Raw genomic sequence first — 16,771 nt, forward strand, 5'->3', positions numbered from 1 at the left:
GCATCCGTCTGTGCGGTTTGCGCCCCGCCGCCTCGCTGGGCCTCGGCGTGTGCACGACGGCGCTGCCGGGTGTTCTTCTCAGGGCAACACGGCGGAGGCAATTCTGCTCTTGTGCGCAGCACCCTCCTCGGGGCAGCTTTGCGCCAGCCACCGAGACCCGCGCGAGGCCCCATGACCGCAAATCCCCTGCAGACGTCCCTTCTGCCCGAGACCCGAGACCTGCTTGCTGCCGAGCCGGGCCTGTCGGTGCTGCTGGGGATCGAGGCGGGAGAGGTGACCGATCTGCCCGAACTGATGGCCGCCGCGCTTGCGGCCTGCCTGCCCGAGGGCATGGCGCGGGCATGGCTGCGCGGGCTGGCGGTGGAGCTGTTTCGCCATGACGCGGAGCTGTTGGAGACCGCGCTCGACGATCTGCTGGTCACGGCAACACGTGACGCGCAGCCCGGCGGCGCGCCGCGGGTGTTGCTCTTTGCCAATGGCTATCACGCGCTGCTGTCCTACCGGGTGAGCCGGGCGCTCTGGCTGGCCGGGCGCGAGGAGCTTGCGCTGGCGGTGAAGGGCCAGTTCACCCGCGCGCTCTCGGTCGAGATCTGGCCGCAGGCCGACATTGGGCGCGGCGTGTGGTTCGATCACGGCATCGGGCTGGTGATCGGGCAAACGGTGGTGATCGAAGAGGACGTCAGCCTCTGGCACGGGGTCACGCTGGGCTCGAATTTTGTCGACATGGGCGATGGGCGACACCCGAAGCTGCGCCGCGGCGCGGTGGTCGGGGCGGGCGCGCTGATCCTCGGGCCGGTCGAGGTGGGCGCCGGGGCGACCGTGGCTGCCGGGGCGATCGTGACCAAGGATGTGCCGCCCGGTCATGTGGTCACCGGCCCGCGCGGCACCGACCGGGGTGCCGGGCGTTTCGCGGGGTTCGTGCCGCTGGCAAAGCTGAAAGGGGATGCGGAATGACCTCTCTGGGGATCGACCACCCGTTGGTTTGTGTGCGCGATCTGGCCAAGACCCGCGAGACTTACCTGTCGCTCGGTTTCCTGATGAAGCCGCCGGGAATGCACCCTTGGGGGACGTCGACGGCGCTGGTGATCTTCCGCAACCAGTTGCTGGAGCTGGTGGGGATCGGTGACGAGAACCTGCTGGACGGCTACCCGGCCGGAGAGTTTCGCTTTGGCCGCCACGTGCAGCAGGGGCTGGGCGAGCGCGAGGGGGTGCCGCTCTCGGCGCTCAACTCAAGCGATGCGGCGGCGGATGAGGCGGCGGTGGTGGCGCGCGGCGGGACCTGCGCGGGCACCATCGAGTTCGGGCGCGACGTGGTGCGCGACGATGGCACGCCCGACCGCACCGCGACGACGCTGAAGATCTTCACCCGGTCCGGCCTGCCGCGCCTGACGATGTTCGCCTGTCAGCAGCACCGCCGCGATCTCATCGAGTTCCCCAAGTGGATGGACCACCCCAATGGCGCGCATGGGTTCGTCTCGGCCACCATCCTCGCCGCGCCAGCGGATCAGCCCGCGGTGCGCGACTGGCTGACCACGCTGCACGGCTCCGAGGCGCTGCGCGACACCGGCTGGGGGTTCGAGGTGGCCACCGGCAAGGGTCTTTGGCGCGTGGTCAGCCGCGATGCCGCGCGGGTGCTCTTTGGCCCGCTGCCCGAGGCGCTGGCACCGGATGGTGCGCCCTCGGTGATCTCGCTCGACCTTGGCTGCTCTTCTCTGGACCGCGTCCGCCCTTACCTCGACCGTGGCGATTTTGCCTATCGCGAGGTTTCGGGCGCGCTTGTCCTGACCGACGTCGCCCGGCTGGGCGGCATCCTTCTCACATTTCAGGAGGCGCCCGAGGCGCCCTAAGGAGACCGCATGTTCGACACCGACCACATCGAAGAGGCCATCGGCTGGCGTCACGATCTGCACCGCCACCCCGAGCTTGGCTTCGAAGAGCACCGCACCTCCGAGATGATCGCCGGGTTGCTGACCGGCTGGGGCTGGCGGGTGCACCGCGGGCTCGCGGGCACCGGCGTTGTCGCGCAGATGGGGCAGGGCGCGCCGGTGATCGGCCTGCGCGCCGATATCGACGCGCTGCCCATCGAGGAAGCGACCGGCGCGGCCTATGCCTCGACCGTGCCCGGCAAGATGCACGCCTGCGGCCACGACGGTCACACGGCCATGCTGCTGCTCGCCGCGCGCAAGATCGCCGAGGAGGGCGTGGAGCAGGGCACCGTGACGCTGATCTTCCAGCCCGCCGAGGAAAGCGAAGGCGGCGCACGGGTGATGATCGAGGATGGTCTGCTCAAGCAGTTCCCGCTCGACAAGGTGTTTGGCATCCACAATTGGCCGGGGCTGGCGCCGGGGCGCTTCGTGGCGCGCGATGACAAGATGATGGCAGCTTTCTCGGTCTTCGACATCGAGATCCGGGGCAAGGGTGGCCATGGCGCCATGCCCGAGCAATCCGACGGGGTGATCGCCGCCGCCGGGCGCACAGCCGCCGCGCTGCAGGAGATCCCGGCCCGCGCGCTCTCGCCGCTGGAGCCGGGGGTGGTGTCGGTGACGCAGATCCACAGCGGCTCGGCCTACAACGTCTGCCCCGACCGCGCGGTGCTGAGCGGCACCTGCCGCTGGTTCGGGGCCGAGGCGGGTGACATCATCGAAGAACGCCTGCGCCGCATCGCGGATTCGGAGGCGGCGGCGCAGGGCTGCACCGCCAATGTCGACTATCAGCGCCGCTACCCGGCCACGCTCAACAGCGCGCCCGAGGCCACGCTGGCGCGCGAGGTGGCGGCTGAGATGGGGCTCGACACCACCATGGTCGGCCCGAGCATGGCCTCCGAGGATTTCGCCTTCATGCTGAACGAGGTGCCGGGCGCCTACCTCTGGCTTGGTGCGGCGCGCGAGGGCGAGAACCCCGGGCTGCATTCGGCCAAGTTCGACTTCAACGACGCTGTGCTGCCCGCCGGGGCGGAATACTGGGTGCGGCTCGCCCGCCGCGCCACCGCCGGGTAAGGCCGCGCCGATGGACGCCTTCGACAGCCGCTTCCTGCGCGAGTTCCTCGCGGTCGCGCAGGAGGGATCGATCCGGCGCGCGGCGGAGCGGCTGAACGTCGTGCCCTCGGCGATCTCGCGCAAGATCGCCGACGCCGAGACGCGGCTGGGGGTGAGCCTCTTCGAGCGCAGCTCGAAAGGGGTCACGGTGACCGAGGCTGGCGAGCTGCTGCGGGAACACGCGTTGCACCTGCAGGACGAGCAGACCTTTCTGCTCGACCAGATCGGGCGCTACCGCGACGGGCGCAGCCAGACCGTTCGGATCGCGCTTGGCGAGGGCTTCACCGCTGATCTTATGGAGAACGGCCTGTCGGACCTCAGCCGCCTGCAGCCGCAGATCCGCTTCAGCATCGACCACGCGGGCACCGATGAGTTGCAACGCCGGGTGATCGAGGGCGAGGCGGATATCGGCATCGCCTACAACCCGCTGGTGACCGAGGCGACGCGTTCAGTCGCCGTCGGGCGGCAGCCGCTCTGCGCGGTGGTGCCCAGAAATTCACCATTGGCCGCGCGCAAGAGCGTCTCGCTTGCCGAAGTGCTGGAGCAGCCGGTGGCCATGCTCGACGCCCGCCACGCCATTCGCCACCTCGTCGGGCAGGTGGCCGCCGACCGGGGGCTGGCGCTGCGGGTGCATGTGGAAACCGCCTCGATCGCGCTGCTGATCCGCTACGTCAGTGCAGGCATGGGCGTGACCTTTCTGCCCCGGTTTTCCGCGTCAATTCAGGCGGATCGCGGCGATCTTGCGGTGGTCGACCTCGACGAGCCATCGCTGCATCAGGTCAGCACGCATCTTCTGGTGCGCGCCCGGCGGCGCCTGCCGAAATCGGTGGAACTGGTGGCGAGCTTTCTGTCGGACCGGATGGTGGCCTTCCGCGCCTGAGCTGTCGCGTTGCTCTCAAAGCAACGCGATGTGCTTGATCCAAGTCTTCCTGAGAACGCTTTCGCTCCTGATAGTTTTCCGAAGCACCGGCCCAAAGGGGCTGGCAACGGACAACGACAGGAGATCACATGGCAGCACAGACAGGCAAACAAGCCGGGGTGATCGGCCTAGGGGCGATGGGCTTTGGCATGGCGTCGAGCCTTGTGCGGGCAGGCTTTGACGTTTCGGGCTATGACCCCGCTCCGGCGGCTCAGGAGCGCGCCCGCGAGGCGGGCATCGCACCCAAGGCCAGCCCCGAAGAGGTCTTTGCCTCGGCGGATGTGATCGTGCTCTCGCTGCCCACGGCGGCGCATGTGGAGGCAGTGATCGCGGCTGCAGGCGGCGCGGGACTGCTCGAAAAGGGCGCGGCCCCCAAGGTGATCATCGACACCTCGACCTCCGAGGCGGAGGTCAGTCGCAAGCTCTCGGCGATGCTGGCGCCCGAGGGGCACGGCTTTCTTGATGCGCCGGTCAGCGGCGGGCCTGCGGGCGCGGCGGCGGGGCAGCTTTCGGTGATGCTCGGCGGCGACGAGGTCTGGGTGGCCGAAGCGATGCCCGCGCTCGAGGCGATGGCGGGCAAGATCCTGCACGTCGGCCCCAGCGGCGCCGGCAATGTCGCCAAGCTGGTCAACAATATGCTGGTCGCGAGCCACATGGTCACCACGCTCGAGGCGCTGCGGCTCGCCGAGGCGGCGGGCGTTGGCGCAGAGGACGCGCTGCGGGTGATCAACTCGGCCACCGGGCGCAGCGCGCTCTCGGAGATCCATTTCCCTAACTGGGTGCTGCCGCGCAGCTTCGACAGCGGCTTCAGCACCGGGCTGATGCGCAAGGACGTGCGGCTGGCCCGCGAACTGGCCGAGCGCCGCGGGGTTGCCATGCCGGTCGCCGATCTGGTGGCGGACCTCTGGGCCGAGGAGAACTCGGGCCTGACCGACGGCGATGATTTCATGCATATGGGCGATCCCGCGGTGGATCGCCTGACCCAGAAGGAGAAGATGTGATGGCCAAAGACATGGTCGATACCGCGGCCCGCGTGGCTGAACTGCTGAAGGGTCTCACCGGCTCCTCCGAGGTGCAATCTTATGTGGGCGGCGCGCTGGTGCCGGGCACCGGGCATGCGCTTGAGCTGACCGATCCCGCGACCGGCGAGGTCTTCGCCCGCTACAAGGACGCCGGGGCGGATGTGGTGGCGCAGGCCGCCGAGGCCGCGACACGCGCGCAGAAAGAGTGGTTCGCCAAGACCGCCTCGGAGCGCGGGCGCATCATGTTCGAGATCGGTCGCCAGTTGCGCGCCAATGCCGCCGCGCTGTCGGAGCTTGAGGCGCTGTCCTCGGGCCGTCCGATCCGCGACACCACCGGCGAGCCCGCGCGTATGGCCGAGATGTTCGAATATTACGCGGGCTGGTGTGACAAGATCACCGGCGACGTGATCCCGGTGCCATCGACCCATCTCAACTACACCCGGCACGAGCCGCTCGGGGTGGTCAGCCAGATCACGCCGTGGAACGCGCCGCTCTTCACCTGCTGCTGGCAGGTCGCCCCGGCGATCTGCGCGGGCAACGGCGTGATGATCAAGCCCTCGGAACTGACGCCGCTGTCGTCCATCGTGGTTGGGATCCTGTGCGAGAAGGCGGGCGCGCCCAAAGGCCTCGTCAATGTCATCGCAGGCGACGGGCCGGGCTCGGGTCAGGCCATGATCGAGAACGAGGCGACGGCGCTGGTGGTCTTTGTCGGATCCGCCGAGGCGGGCTCCAAGATCGCGGGCGCGGCGGCGAAGCGGCTGGTGCCCTCGGTGCTGGAACTGGGCGGCAAATCGGCCAACATCGTCTTTGGCGATGCGGACATCGACCGTGCCGTGGTAGGCGCTCAGGCGGCGATCTTCGCCTCCTGCGGTCAAAGCTGCGTGGCGGGCTCGCGCCTGCTGGTGCATCGGTCGGTGCACGCGCAAATGGTTGAAAAGCTGAGCGTTGCGGCTGGCAATATCCCCGTCGGCGCGCCGATGGATCCGGCGACGCAGATCGGCCCGGTGAACAACCAGCGGCAATGGTCGAAGATCGACGAGATGGTGCGCGAGGCGGCGGCGCAGGGTGCCGAGATCACCAGCGGCGGTGCCAAGCCCGCATCGCTGGCGGCCAGCGGCGGCTACTTCTTTGCGCCGACCGTGGTGGATCAGGTGACCCCGCAGATGACCATCGCCAATGCGGAAGTCTTTGGCCCGGTGGTTTCGGTGCTGCCCTTCGACACCGAGGAAGAGGCCATCGCTCTGGCCAATGCCACGCCTTATGGCCTTGCCGGTGCTGTCTGGACGCAAGACGTGGGCCGGGCGCATCGCATGGCGGCGCAGGTCCGGGCGGGGACCTTCTGGGTCAACAGCTACAAGACGATCAACGTCATGTCGCCCTTTGGCGGTTTCGGGCGCTCGGGCTATGGCCGCTCGTCGGGCCGCGAGGCGCTGGCCGCCTACACCCAGACCAAATCCGTCTGGGTCGAGACCGCTGAAAACCCCGCGCAGGGCTTTGGCTACGCGCCGGGCTGATCCGGAGCGATTGCCCTTCAACTTTTGCCGCGGACCGGGTAGGCGCCCGGTCCCGGCCAATGCGTCACCCCGAATGGGGGGCGTCAACAGAGAGGTCCCCTCATGCCAATCAAAGACATTCTTCTGGACTGGCGGCTGCATGTCAGCGTGCTGGTCATCACCGTGATCGCCGAGTTGATCGGGGTCATCGCCGTGCCCATCGGCATCGGCTCGATCCTGCTGCTGCCGCTGCTTTACGCCTTTGTGCTGGGGCTGCTGATCAACCCCAACGTCATCTCGGGCGCGCGCGCGCTGATCCGCGACCGGCAGGTGCATGCCGCCTCGCCGCTGATCGTCATCGCAATCATGCCCTTCATCGCCAAGTTCGGCACGATCATCGGCCCGTCGATGGACAAGATCATCGCCGCCGGTCCCGCGCTCGTGCTGCAGGAACTGGGCAACCTTGGCACCATCGTGCTGGCCTTCCCGGTTGCGGTGCTGGTGCTGCGCATGGGCCGCGAGGCGATCGGTGCCTGCTTCTCGGTGGCGCGTGAGCCCAACATCGCAATCATCGCCGACAAATACGGCCTCAAGAGCCAAGAGGGCGCGGGCGTCATGGGCGTCTATGTGATCGGCACGCTTTTCGGCACCTTCATCTTTGCCATTCTCGCCTCGATCCTTGCCACCTCGGGGGCGTTCTCGATCGAAGCGCTGGCCATGGCCTGCGGTATCGGATCGGGCAGCATGATGGCGGCCTGCTCGGGCGCGCTGGTGCATGCGGTGCCGGATATGGAAGAGCAGATCCTCGCGCTTGCTGGTGCGTCGAACGTGCTGACCTATGCCACCGGTCTTTACCTCTGCGTCTTCGTGGCGCTGCCGCTGACCGAGAAACTCTATGACCTGCTGGGCCGCAAAGAGCCCACCAAAGCCGGAGCCTGAGCCATGAGCGATATCCGTACCGACGACATCGACCTGACCGAAGAGCCGAAGCTCGGCCTCGGGGCCCATGCCGCGGCGCTGGCGGTGGTCTGCGTGATCGCGCTGGTGGGCAACACCGTGGCGACCGAGAACACCGTGCCGCAGGGGCTGGTTGGCCTGATCATTCTGTGGGTGATGTGCATGATCGGCATGGTGCTGACCAAATTCGTGCCGTTCAAGCTGCCCTCGGTGGCGTGGATCTCTGCCGTGGGCATCCTTGCCACCATGCCTTGGACGCCGGGCAGCGCGTGGATCCTCGACAAGGTGAGCCACGTGAACTTCCTGACGCTGGCCACGCCCTGCCTCGCCTATGCTGGCATCGCGATTGCCAAGCGTGAGATCGAGATCGCCAAGACCTCTGGCTGGAAGATCGCCGTGGTCGCCGTGCTGGTGATGACCGGCACCTATGTGGGCTCGGCCATGGTGGCGCAGGCCTTCCTCTGATCGCTCCCTGATCCCCACCACGGGCCGCGCATCCCCGGCCCGTGGAACCTGCCCCCTCGCCGGCGACGGTGAGGGGGCTTTGTTTTGCCCCGGTTGGTTTTCCGGCGGCTTTGCGCGGGGGCGGGCGGGCTTAGCCCCGCAGCAGGATCTTGCCCGTGCGCGCCGGGGTCTGCGCCGCCTTCATCGCCTCGGTGATCTCTTCGAGATCAAAGATGCCGCCCACGTCCAGCGTCAGCTTGCCCTGCGCCGCCAGCGTCACGAGTTCGGTCAGCAGACGGACCTGTGTCTCGCCGCTCATTTCCTTGAACACGCGCGCAGCCCAGAAGCCGCGCACTGCGAGGTGTTTGGTGATCATCTCGCCGCTCGGCAGCTGCAGCGGCGCGCCGGTGGCGGTGCCGAAGACCACATATTCGCCGTCCTGTCCCAGCAGCGCGGCCAGATCCATGCCCAGTTCCGCGCCGACGGAGTCGATCGCCGAGACCGCGCCAGCCTCACCCAGAAGCGCCTTGGCCTGCTCCAGCCAGCCCGCCTCCAAGGTGCAGAGCACATGTTCGGCGCCAAGCGCCTTGAGCTCATCCACCGCCTCGGCGCGGCGCACGAGGTTGAGCAGCTTGATGCCGCGCGCTTTGGCGAGGCTGACCATGATCTTACCAACCGCCCCATTGGCGGCGGTCTGCACCAGCCATTCGCCTTCGCCGACTTTCAGCGAGTCCAGCAGGGCGATGGCGCTGAAGGGCATGGCGATGAGCTGCGCCGCCGCTTCGTCCGCGATCTCGGCGGGCAGGGGCACCAGCGTGGCGGCGGGGGCGACGAAATACTCGGCCCAGCTGCCGTGCACGCCGCCGACCGAAATGCGCTGACCGATGAGCGCGTCGTCCACGCCCTCGCCAACGGCCACGACTTTGCCCACTGCTTCGGAGCCGCCGATCTCGCCGGGCAGCTCGGGGACATAGCCGTATTGACCGCGGATGGTCCACAGGTCGTGGTTGTGAACCGGCGAGAGGATCGTCTTGACCAGCACCTGTCCGGCGCCGGGTTCGGGAGTGTCGGCCTCGCCGAACAGCATCACTTCGGCCGGGTCGCCGAAGACATCATGATAGGCAGCTCGCATGGGAGTGCTCCTTGGTCTGTGAATTAGTGTCAGGGTGTCAGGGTGTCGAGCCGAAGCGCCGTATCCGCCCGTGCCTGCCGCAGCGGCGCTTCGCTGCGCGCCAGTTTCGACAGGATCGCCGCGCCAAGCCATTGGGCGTAGAGCCCGCCTGCCGTCGCCATGGGGTCTGGCTGCGGGCGCAGCGAGCCATCTTCGGCTCCCTCGCGCAGCAGCGCGGCGATGCGCGCCACCAATTGCTCCACACCCGCATCGAGAATGCGCCGCATATCTTCCGAAAGATCGGCGATCTCGGCGGCGAGCTTCACCACAAGGCAGCGGCTGGCAAGCCCTTCCTGGGTGCTCTCGTCCAGCCAGACGTCCCAATAGGTGGCGAGCCTGTCACCGGCGGTGCCAGGCGCTTCGGCGAGGGCGTCGAATTTCAGAAGGTATTCGCCCACATACTCGTGCAGCAGGGCGCAGCCGAAGGCCTCCTTCGACGGGAAGTAGTGGTAGAACGACCCTTTCGGCACGCCGCTCTCGCGTAGGATTTGCGACAGGCCCACGCCGGTGAAGCCGCCATGCAGCACAAGTGCGCGACCAGTGGCGAGAATTTTGCGGCGGGTGGTGTCTGATTTCTTCGGCTCGGTCATAGGGCGTAAATAATCAAAATAGACCGGTCGTCTAGTACCGAGCGGGATGACTGCGCGGAAAGCCGCCAGACGACAACCGCCGAGCCCCGTGATACGCTCAGCCCTCAGTCGTATGGGAGGACCGGTAATGATTGACCTGAAACCGCCGTATCGCATCGCAACACCCAAGGATGCTCAGGAACTAGCGGAGCTGGTGAATTTTGCCGGGGAGGGGCTGCCGTACTTCCTGTGGCAGGATCTGGCTGAGCCGGGGATGGACCCATGGGAAGTGGGCCGTCGGCGGCGGGCCGAGAAGGCCGGCGAAGAGCAGGTCGTCGTGGTGGACTTTGGCGCTGGGGCGGTTGCCGCGCTGACCGGCTATGCCATCGACCAGAGCCCCGATCCGGTGCCCGACGATCTGCCTGCGATCTTTCGCCCGCTGCAGGAGCTTGAGAATGCCGCGCCGGGCAGTTGGTACGTCAACGTGCTGGCCTGCTATCCGGATCACCGCGGCATGGGGCTGGGCACCGGCCTGCTGAAACTGGCTGAAGAGATTGCGCGCGCCGAGGGGCTCTCGCGGATGAGCATCATCGTGGCCGGGCACAATGAGGGCGCGCGGCGGCTCTACGAGCGGCAGGGCTATGTGGTCGAATCCTCGCGGCCCTGCAGTTTCGATGGCTGGGAGACCAAGACCCGCGAATGGGTGCTGCTGGTCAAAACGCTCTGAGCGGGGTCAGTCGAACTTGCGCGACGGGGCCAGCACCTTGGCCTCGCCGACCAGCACCGGTTTGCCGTCGACGGTGCATTTGCAGTCGAGCATGACGCGGCGCTTGGCGAAATCGATGTCGGTCACCGTGACCTCGGCCAGAACCGTGTCGCCGGGGCGCACGGGGCCGACGAATTTCAGCGTCTGCCCGAGGTAGACCGTGCCATGGCCGGGCAGTTGCTCGCCGATGACCGCCGAGATCAGCCCGGCGGTGAGCATGCCATGGGCGATCCGCCCTTCAAAGATCGTATCCTGCGCATAGGCGTCGTCGAGATGGACCGGGTTGCGATCGGTGGAGACCTCGGCAAAAAGCTCGATGTCGCGGTCGGTGACCTGCTTGCGCAGGTGACGCGACATGCCCATCTCGATGTCTTCGATGCAGATCGTCCCGCGGGGCAGGTTGTCGAGCATCTTCTCCTCCATCATCGGTGGTCCGGTAATAAATTGGCTGCCATGATTGGCTTTGGGTAATTTTATTACTTCGCGGGCGCAGAAAATCAAGGTGTAAAATTCACCTTCGGCGCGGGATCGCGGCGGGTCCGGGACGGATGTAACGCCCGAAACGACACCGCCGCCCGGCGGTGCGGGCGGCGGTTTTGGATTGGAAAAGCGGTGGTTGGCGGTCAGCCCTTCAGCGCAGGAAACCGATCGAATAGGTCGGCTCGAGGCTTTCCTTCTCGAGATAGGCGGCAAGCGCCTCTGCCTCGGGCTGGGTTTCGGTCTTGGTTTCCTTGGCGGCGAGCCCGCCGGTGATGAAGAGCGAATCCAGATCCTCGCCAATCGCCCCGAGGATGTCGGTGCGGATGCCATCGCCGACGCAGAGGATGGCGCTGTCGGGCACGTCGCGGTCGATCTCGGCAAGGCGGCGGCGGGCCAGATCGTAGACCGGCGGATGCGGCTTGCCGAAGTAGAGGCTTTCGCCGCCCATCTCGGTATAGAGCTTTGCCACCGCACCGGCGCACCATTCACGCTCTTCGCCGCGGTCGACCACGATGTCGGGGTTGGCGCAGAGCAGCTTCAGGCCCTTCTGCTTTGCATAGAGCAACTGCGGGCGCAGCGTGTCGGGATGGGCATGGGCGTCGAAAGGCCCGCAGCAGACGATGCCTTCGGCCTCTTCAAGCTCCACGCGCTCGATCTCGAGCGGATCGTCCAGCAACTTGATCGGCTCGAAAAACGGCAGATCGAAATCGACCCCCATGAACCAGACCTTCTGGCCCACCTCGCCGCGGAACATGGCGACGCGGGCACTGTCGCCGGAGGTGGCGATATTGTCCCAGGCGTCCTCGGGCACGCCGAATTTCTCGATCTGCTTGACCACCTCGTGACGCGAGCGCGGCGCGTTGGTCAGCAGCACCACGATGCCGCCGCGGGCGCGATAGGCGCGCAGAGCCTCGATGGCTTCGGGAAGCGCTTTCACGCCGTCATGCACGCAGCCCCAGAGGTCGACGAACATCGCCTCATAGTTCTGCGAGACCTCGGAAAGCGACTGGATGATACGGGTCATGGGAAGCCTTTGTCTGGCGCCGGATTTCTTGGGTTCGCCCTTTGATAGGGCAGGCCGCACCGAGTGACCAGCGCTCACATGCGCGGGGTGACCGTATAGCCAAAGCGCGCGCTGTCGCCGGGCGCGAGGCTGATCGCGCCGGGGCGTTCGGACAGTTCCGCCGACGCGCCGACCCGGGCGTGCATCCCGTGCCACGGCTCGACACAAAGAAACGGCGCGCCGGGTTTCTGCCAGAGCGCCACGACGGGCAGGTTTTCAAAGGTGAACTGCAGGCGCGGGCCATCAAAGACGCCATAGGTCAGCGCATTGCCCGCACCTTCGGGAAAGATCATCGCGTCGGATTCAAATTGCTCTGGCTCCAGCAGCAGCCGTCCGGCGGCGAAGGGCGAGGGGTGGCGGCTGTCGGGCAGGCGCCCGCCTTTGATGCGCGCCAGTTTGGGCTCACCGGCGTTGGCCAGCATCACCTCATGCGGCGCGTCCCCGGTGCCCGGCAGCGGCCATGCAAAGGCGGGATGGAAGCCAAGGCAGAAGGGCATCGCGACATCGCCGGTGTTGATCACCTCGGCGCTTACCTCAAGGCGGCCCCGATGCAGCCGGTGGGTCACCTCAAGGCGAAAGGCGAACGGGTATTGCGCGCGGGTCTCCGCGTCGTCGCTGAGCGCGTGGCGGCACATGGTCTTGCCTGCTTCGAGCAGGGTGAACGCGCGGCGGCGGGCGAAACCATGCTGGCCCATCTCGGCCTCATGGCTGCCGATGCGGATGCGGCCCTCGGGCGCGGGGCCAACGATGGGAAAGAGGATCGGCGCGCGGCCCGACCAATACTCGGGATTGCCCTGCCAGAGCAGTTCGGCCCCGGCCTTGCGAAAGCTCTGCATCTCGGCACCGAGCGCCGCGACGGTGAGCGTGAGGTCGGCTTGGGACAGCGACACATCTGGCTGAGAACTGGCGGGCTGGGAACTGACGGGCTGGGTCATGGGGCATTCGCTTTGCTGTAAGAGCACCTCAGAACTATGGCGCGCGGGCAGGCGAAGTCCAATAGGGCGAAACGGGCGCTTTCACGGGGGCAGGCACGAAAAAGGGCACCCGGCGGGGTGCCCTCGATGCTTTCGCGATGTTTGACGCTCAGACCTTCAGGTTCGGAATGATCTGCTTTTTGCGGCTCATCACGCCCGGCAGCACCACGGTGTCGCCCTCGACCGTCGCGCCAAAGCTTTTCTCGGCGACGCCCTTCACCAGATCGTTGGGGATCAGCAGCGTGGCCTCTTCCTTGAGGATGTCGACGATGAACAGCAGCACCTCGTCAACGCCATCCTCGGCGGCGACGGTCTTGAAGCTGGCCATCAGGCTGTCTTTGCGGCCGAGCGGGATCTCGGGCGCGGTGGTTTCCAGCACGGAGACGCGGAACTTGGTGCCGTCGACTTCATATTCCTTGCTGTCCATGCGGATCAGCTCGGCGTCGGAGAACTCGGACACATCCGACTTGGCCGCGAACATCTCGACCGCGAGGTCGGCCAGATCGACGCCCAGATCGGCGGCCAGCGTTTCGGCCACGGCCTTGTCGTGCGAGGTGGTGGTGGGCGAGCGGAAGGCCAGCGTGTCCGACAGGATGCAGGTCAGCGCGGCGCCTTTGATCGCCTCGGGCATCTTCGCGACGTCACGGCCGATGAGGTCGATCATGATGGTCGCGGTGCAGGCCAGCGGGCGCACGGTGATGTCGATTGGAGATTTCGTCTCCAGCCCGCCGACCAGTTTGTGGTGGTCGATGATGGCGCGGATGTCGGCGCTGTTGATCGAGGCCGGAAGCTCGGCGGGGTTGTTGGTGTCGACGATGACCACGGGCGCGCCTTCGGTCACGTCGCCGATGATCTCGGGCATTTCGAGGCCCCAGTGCTCGAGCATGAAGGCAGCCTCGGTGTTGGGCTCGCCCAGCAGCGCGGGCTTGGCTGCTTCTCCCTTCACCTCGTTCAGGTACCACGACCAGATGATCGGGCTGCCGGTGGAGTTGGTGTCGGGGGATTTATGGCCGAAAACCAGGGTGGTCATGCGGGAAACTCCTTGGGTGCATCTTGCAGGCAAATGTGCAGTCGCGGGGTTTATAGGCACGCGCGCGAGGCTTGTCACGCAGCCAATGCTGCGCCTGCACGGCTGTGAGCGCAAACCGGCAAAGGTCATGGAACAAAGCCGTTTCCGCTCGCGTTGGGGCGTCCATAAGGAGATGATACATGAGCCAGATGATGAGCCACATGACCGTCGACGCCGCAATGGATGTGCCGCCCGACCCGCGCGAGCCGATGACCGACGTACAGGAAGTGCGCCTGCGCGAATTGTCCGAAGCGGTGGGCGAGGATTTCGATGCCGAGCTGACCCTGCGCGAGGCCGACCGCCGCATCGAAGAGCTTGAGGATTTCGCAGGCAAGAAAGCGCCGGCCAGCTGAGCGCAACGCTTGATTTAAGCGCTGCGCAGCGGCCCGCTCGGCCGCGCATGACCGGGGCGTGAACATGCCCCGGCGCGTTTTTCGTTTACCGGATGACGAAATCCTGATACCCGGCCCCCGAGCCCGCATGGGCAGATTGTTCAACGTTGAACCATCTTCGTTGGGAGGCCTACGACATGACCGATACCGCTCAGGAGAGCCTGCGCCAGGCCGCGCTCTTCTACCATGAAAACCCCAAGCCCGGGAAACTCGAGATCCGCGCGACCAAGCCATTGGCGAACGGTCGCGATCTCAGCCGTGCCTATTCCCCCGGCGTTGCCGAGGCCTGCCTCGAGATCAAGGCGGACCCCGTCAACGCCGCGCGCTATACCTCGCGCGGCAACCTCGTCGCGGTGGTGTCGAACGGCACCGCGGTGCTTGGGCTAGGCAATATCGGCCCGTTGGCCTCGAAGCCGGTGATGGAGGGCAAGGCTGTCCTCTTCAAGAAATTCGCCAATATCGACTGTTTCGATATCGAGCTTGACCAGCCCGATCCCGAGAAGCTGGCCGAGATCGTCTGCGCGCTGGAGCCGACCTTCGGTGCGATCAACCTTGAGGACATCAAGGCGCCCGACTGTTTCATCGTCGAGAAAATCTGCCGCGAGCGGATGAATATCCCGGTCTTCCATGACGACCAGCACGGCACCGCCATCGTGGTCGGTGCCGCCGCGACCAACGCGCTGCATGTGGCCGGCAAATCCTTCGAAGACATCAAGATCGTCTCGACCGGCGGCGGCGCTGCGGGCATCGCCTGCCTCAACATGCTGCTGAAGCTTGGCGTGAAACGCGAGAACATCTGGCTCTGCGATATCCACGGACTGGTCTATGAGGGCCGCGAAGAGGATATGAACCCGCATAAGGCGGCCTTTGCCCAGAAGAGCGACAAGCGCACGCTGGACGAGGTGATCGACGGTGCCGACCTGTTCCTCGGTCTGTCCGGTCCGGGGGTGCTCCAGCCCGAGCACGTAAAGAAAATGTCCTCGCGCCCGATCATCTTTGCGCTGGCCAACCCGACGCCCGAGATCATGCCCGATCTCGCCCGCGAGGTGGCGCCCGATGCGATCATCGCCACGGGCCGCAGTGACTTTCCGAACCAGGTCAACAACGTCCTGTGTTTCCCGTTCATCTTCCGCGGCGCGCTGGACGTCGGCGCGACCGAGATCAACGACGAGATGCAGGTGGCCTGCGTCGAGGGCATCGCGGCGCTGGCCCGTGCCACGACCTCGGCGGAAGCCGCAGCCGCCTATCATGGCGAGCAGCTGACCTTCGGGGCCGATTACCTGATCCCCAAGCCCTTCGATCCGCGCCTGTCGGGTGTCGTGTCGTCGGCGGTGGCCAAGGCGGCAATGGAAACCGGCGTGGCCGAGCGCCCGGTCGAGGACCTCAAGGCCTATAAGGACAGCCTTAACGCGTCGGTGTTCAAATCGGCGCTGCTGATGCGCCCGGTCTTCGAAGCGGCGGCCACTGCAGCGCGTAAGATCGTCTTTGCCGAGGGCGAGGACGAGCGGGTGCTGCGCGCAGCGCAGGCGATCCTCGAGGAAACCACCGAGACGCCGATCCTCATCGGCCGTCCCGAGGTTCTGGAGATGCGCTGCGAGCGGCTTGGCCTGACGGTGCGTCCGGGCAAGGACTTCCACGTGGTGAACCCCGAAAACGACCCGCGCTACCGGGATTACTGGGAAACCTACCACGGCATCATGGCGCGGCGCGGCGTGACGCCGGATCTGGCGCGCGCGGTGATGCGCACCAACCTGACCGCCATCGGCGCGGTCATGGTGCATCGTGGCGAGGCCGACAGCATGATCTGCGGCACCTTCGGCGAGTACCGCTGGCACCTGAACTACGTGACGCAAGTACTTGGCAGCCAGCGCGCGCAGCCGCATGGCGCTCTGTCGATGATGATCCTCGAGGACGGGCCGCTGTTCATCTCGGACACGCAGATCTGGATCGAGCCGACGCCCGAACAGATCGCGCTCACCGCCATCGGCGCTGCGCGTCACGTGCGGCGCTTCGGGCTGGAGCCCAAGGTCGCCCTCTGCTCGCGCTCGCAGTTCGGCAACCATGCCGACGGGTCCGGCCCGCGCATCCGCAAGGCGCTGGAGATCCTCGACAGCGCGCCGCGTGATTTCGTCTATGAGGGCGAGATGCATGTGGACAGCGCGCTCGATCCGGAGCTGCGCGAGCGTCTGCTGCCCAATGGCCGGATGAAGGGCGCTGCCAACGTGCTGGTCTTCGCCGAGGCCGACGCCGCCTCGGGCGTGCGCAATATCCTCAAGGTCAAGGCGGGTGGTCTGGAAGTGGGGCCGATCCTCATGGGCATGGGCAACCGTGCCCATATCGTGACCCCGTCGATCACCTCGCGCGGGCTGCTGAACATGGCGGCGATTGCCGGCACGCCGGTGGCGCATTACGGATAA

The 16,771-nt window shown here is 66.5% G+C and carries 16 protein-coding genes and 1 pseudogene; 11 read left to right on the forward strand and 6 right to left on the reverse strand.

The genetic code is table 11. The annotated features are described in order from the left end of the window. The first annotated feature begins 171 nt into the window (after positions 1 to 171). The 8 genes and pseudogenes from ACXAD2_RS25305 (at position 172) to ACXAD2_RS25340 (ending at position 7,891) form a co-directional block, all read left to right on the forward strand. Positions 172 to 954 carry a serine O-acetyltransferase gene (locus ACXAD2_RS25305; protein ID WP_475176778.1) on the forward strand — a complete coding sequence of 261 codons (783 nt, stop codon included), beginning with the start codon at positions 172 to 174 and terminating at the stop codon, positions 952 to 954. Then, entirely contained in the window at positions 951 to 1,847 is an 897-nt protein-coding gene (locus ACXAD2_RS25310) for a VOC family protein (protein ID WP_475176781.1), read from the forward strand. Before ACXAD2_RS25305 ends, ACXAD2_RS25310 begins: the two co-directional genes overlap by 4 nt. A gap of 9 nt (positions 1,848 to 1,856) precedes the next feature. Then, positions 1,857 to 2,996 (forward strand): M20 aminoacylase family protein, encoded by a 1,140-nt coding sequence (locus ACXAD2_RS25315; RefSeq protein ID WP_066109839.1) that lies wholly within the window; start codon positions 1,857 to 1,859, stop codon positions 2,994 to 2,996. A 10-nt stretch (positions 2,997 to 3,006) separates the two neighbouring features. Beyond that, positions 3,007 to 3,915 carry a LysR family transcriptional regulator gene (locus ACXAD2_RS25320; protein ID WP_475176784.1) on the forward strand — a complete coding sequence of 303 codons (909 nt, stop codon included), beginning with the start codon at positions 3,007 to 3,009 and terminating at the stop codon, positions 3,913 to 3,915. Between the two features lie 110 nt (positions 3,916 to 4,025). Continuing rightward, positions 4,026 to 4,955, forward strand: a pseudogene (locus ACXAD2_RS25325) (NAD(P)-dependent oxidoreductase); the annotation flags it as partial. Beyond that, positions 4,955 to 6,490 carry an aldehyde dehydrogenase family protein gene (locus ACXAD2_RS25330; protein ID WP_475176786.1) on the forward strand — a complete coding sequence of 512 codons (1,536 nt, stop codon included), beginning with the start codon at positions 4,955 to 4,957 and terminating at the stop codon, positions 6,488 to 6,490. The pseudogene ACXAD2_RS25325 and the gene ACXAD2_RS25330, both read left to right, overlap by 1 nt. A 102-nt stretch (positions 6,491 to 6,592) precedes the next feature. Further along, entirely contained in the window at positions 6,593 to 7,408 is an 816-nt protein-coding gene (locus ACXAD2_RS25335) for a DUF3100 domain-containing protein (RefSeq protein WP_066109851.1), read from the forward strand. 3 nt (positions 7,409 to 7,411) lie between these two features. Then, positions 7,412 to 7,891, forward strand: a complete 480-nt coding sequence (locus ACXAD2_RS25340; protein ID WP_066109854.1) for a hypothetical protein — start codon at positions 7,412 to 7,414, stop codon at positions 7,889 to 7,891. Between the two features lie 130 nt (positions 7,892 to 8,021). Here the strand turns inward: ACXAD2_RS25340 and ACXAD2_RS25345 are convergent, their stop codons facing one another. Beyond that, complete coding sequence (locus ACXAD2_RS25345) at positions 8,022 to 9,002, reverse strand: zinc-binding dehydrogenase (protein ID WP_475176792.1); 981 nt, start codon at positions 9,000 to 9,002, stop codon at positions 8,022 to 8,024. A gap of 29 nt (positions 9,003 to 9,031) precedes the next feature. After that, a complete protein-coding gene (locus ACXAD2_RS25350) occupies positions 9,032 to 9,631 on the reverse strand; it encodes a TetR/AcrR family transcriptional regulator (RefSeq protein WP_475176796.1) in 600 nt (199 codons plus the stop codon). 127 nt (positions 9,632 to 9,758) lie between these two features. Between ACXAD2_RS25350 and ACXAD2_RS25355 the strand changes: the two genes are divergently transcribed. Next, a complete protein-coding gene (locus ACXAD2_RS25355; RefSeq protein WP_475176799.1) occupies positions 9,759 to 10,337 on the forward strand; it encodes a GNAT family N-acetyltransferase in 579 nt (192 codons plus the stop codon). 6 nt (positions 10,338 to 10,343) lie between these two features. Here ACXAD2_RS25355 and ACXAD2_RS25360 read toward each other — a convergent pair whose 3' ends face one another. The 4 genes from ACXAD2_RS25360 to ACXAD2_RS25375 form a co-directional block, all read right to left on the reverse strand. Then, the gene (locus ACXAD2_RS25360; protein WP_475178403.1) at positions 10,344 to 10,787 is read right to left on the reverse strand and encodes a MaoC family dehydratase; all 444 of its coding nucleotides are present in this window, start codon (positions 10,785 to 10,787) and stop codon (positions 10,344 to 10,346) included. Between the two features lie 220 nt (positions 10,788 to 11,007). Next, a complete protein-coding gene (locus ACXAD2_RS25365; protein WP_475176802.1) occupies positions 11,008 to 11,880 on the reverse strand; it encodes a TIGR01459 family HAD-type hydrolase in 873 nt (290 codons plus the stop codon). Positions 11,881 to 11,954: 74 nt separating this feature from the next. Beyond that, a complete protein-coding gene (locus tag ACXAD2_RS25370; RefSeq protein WP_475176805.1) occupies positions 11,955 to 12,854 on the reverse strand; it encodes an aldose 1-epimerase family protein in 900 nt (299 codons plus the stop codon). Positions 12,855 to 13,002: 148 nt separating this feature from the next. Next, positions 13,003 to 13,923, reverse strand: coding sequence for a manganese-dependent inorganic pyrophosphatase (locus ACXAD2_RS25375; protein WP_475176807.1), 921 nt, complete (start codon positions 13,921 to 13,923; stop codon positions 13,003 to 13,005). A gap of 179 nt (positions 13,924 to 14,102) precedes the next feature. On the opposite strand from ACXAD2_RS25375, the gene ACXAD2_RS25380 reads away from it, so the two are divergent. Both ACXAD2_RS25380 and ACXAD2_RS25385 read left to right on the forward strand, forming a co-directional pair. Continuing rightward, positions 14,103 to 14,315: a DUF3072 domain-containing protein gene (locus ACXAD2_RS25380; protein ID WP_066109876.1), complete on the forward strand. Its 213-nt coding sequence runs from the start codon at positions 14,103 to 14,105 to the stop codon at positions 14,313 to 14,315. A gap of 176 nt (positions 14,316 to 14,491) precedes the next feature. Further along, positions 14,492 to 16,771 carry an NADP-dependent malic enzyme gene (locus ACXAD2_RS25385; protein ID WP_066109879.1) on the forward strand — a complete coding sequence of 760 codons (2,280 nt, stop codon included), beginning with the start codon at positions 14,492 to 14,494 and terminating at the stop codon, positions 16,769 to 16,771.

This window comes from Salipiger sp. ABN3_019, from assembly GCF_056158605.1.

Bases quoted from the DNA above. Each gene is read 5' to 3' on its own strand.
- ACXAD2_RS25335 (WP_066109851.1), top strand. From the start codon at position 6,593: ATGCCAATCAAAGACATTCTTCTGGACTGGCGGCTGCATGTCAGCGTG.
- ACXAD2_RS25350 (WP_475176796.1), bottom strand. From the start codon at position 9,631: ATGACCGAGCCGAAGAAATCAGACACCACCCGCCGCAAAATTCTCGCC.
- ACXAD2_RS25315 (WP_066109839.1), top strand. From the start codon at position 1,857: ATGTTCGACACCGACCACATCGAAGAGGCCATCGGCTGGCGTCACGAT.
- ACXAD2_RS25380 (WP_066109876.1), top strand. From the start codon at position 14,103: ATGAGCCAGATGATGAGCCACATGACCGTCGACGCCGCAATGGATGTG.
- ACXAD2_RS25375 (WP_475176807.1), bottom strand. From the start codon at position 13,923: ATGACCACCCTGGTTTTCGGCCATAAATCCCCCGACACCAACTCCACC.
- ACXAD2_RS25360 (WP_475178403.1), bottom strand. From the start codon at position 10,787: ATGCTCGACAACCTGCCCCGCGGGACGATCTGCATCGAAGACATCGAG.
- ACXAD2_RS25320 (WP_475176784.1), top strand. From the start codon at position 3,007: ATGGACGCCTTCGACAGCCGCTTCCTGCGCGAGTTCCTCGCGGTCGCG.
- ACXAD2_RS25370 (WP_475176805.1), bottom strand. From the start codon at position 12,854: ATGACCCAGCCCGTCAGTTCCCAGCCCGCCAGTTCTCAGCCAGATGTG.
- ACXAD2_RS25385 (WP_066109879.1), top strand. From the start codon at position 14,492: ATGACCGATACCGCTCAGGAGAGCCTGCGCCAGGCCGCGCTCTTCTAC.
- ACXAD2_RS25305 (WP_475176778.1), top strand. From the start codon at position 172: ATGACCGCAAATCCCCTGCAGACGTCCCTTCTGCCCGAGACCCGAGAC.
- ACXAD2_RS25340 (WP_066109854.1), top strand. From the start codon at position 7,412: ATGAGCGATATCCGTACCGACGACATCGACCTGACCGAAGAGCCGAAG.
- ACXAD2_RS25345 (WP_475176792.1), bottom strand. From the start codon at position 9,002: ATGCGAGCTGCCTATCATGATGTCTTCGGCGACCCGGCCGAAGTGATG.
- ACXAD2_RS25330 (WP_475176786.1), top strand. From the start codon at position 4,955: ATGGCCAAAGACATGGTCGATACCGCGGCCCGCGTGGCTGAACTGCTG.
- ACXAD2_RS25310 (WP_475176781.1), top strand. From the start codon at position 951: ATGACCTCTCTGGGGATCGACCACCCGTTGGTTTGTGTGCGCGATCTG.
- ACXAD2_RS25365 (WP_475176802.1), bottom strand. From the start codon at position 11,880: ATGACCCGTATCATCCAGTCGCTTTCCGAGGTCTCGCAGAACTATGAG.
- ACXAD2_RS25355 (WP_475176799.1), top strand. From the start codon at position 9,759: ATGATTGACCTGAAACCGCCGTATCGCATCGCAACACCCAAGGATGCT.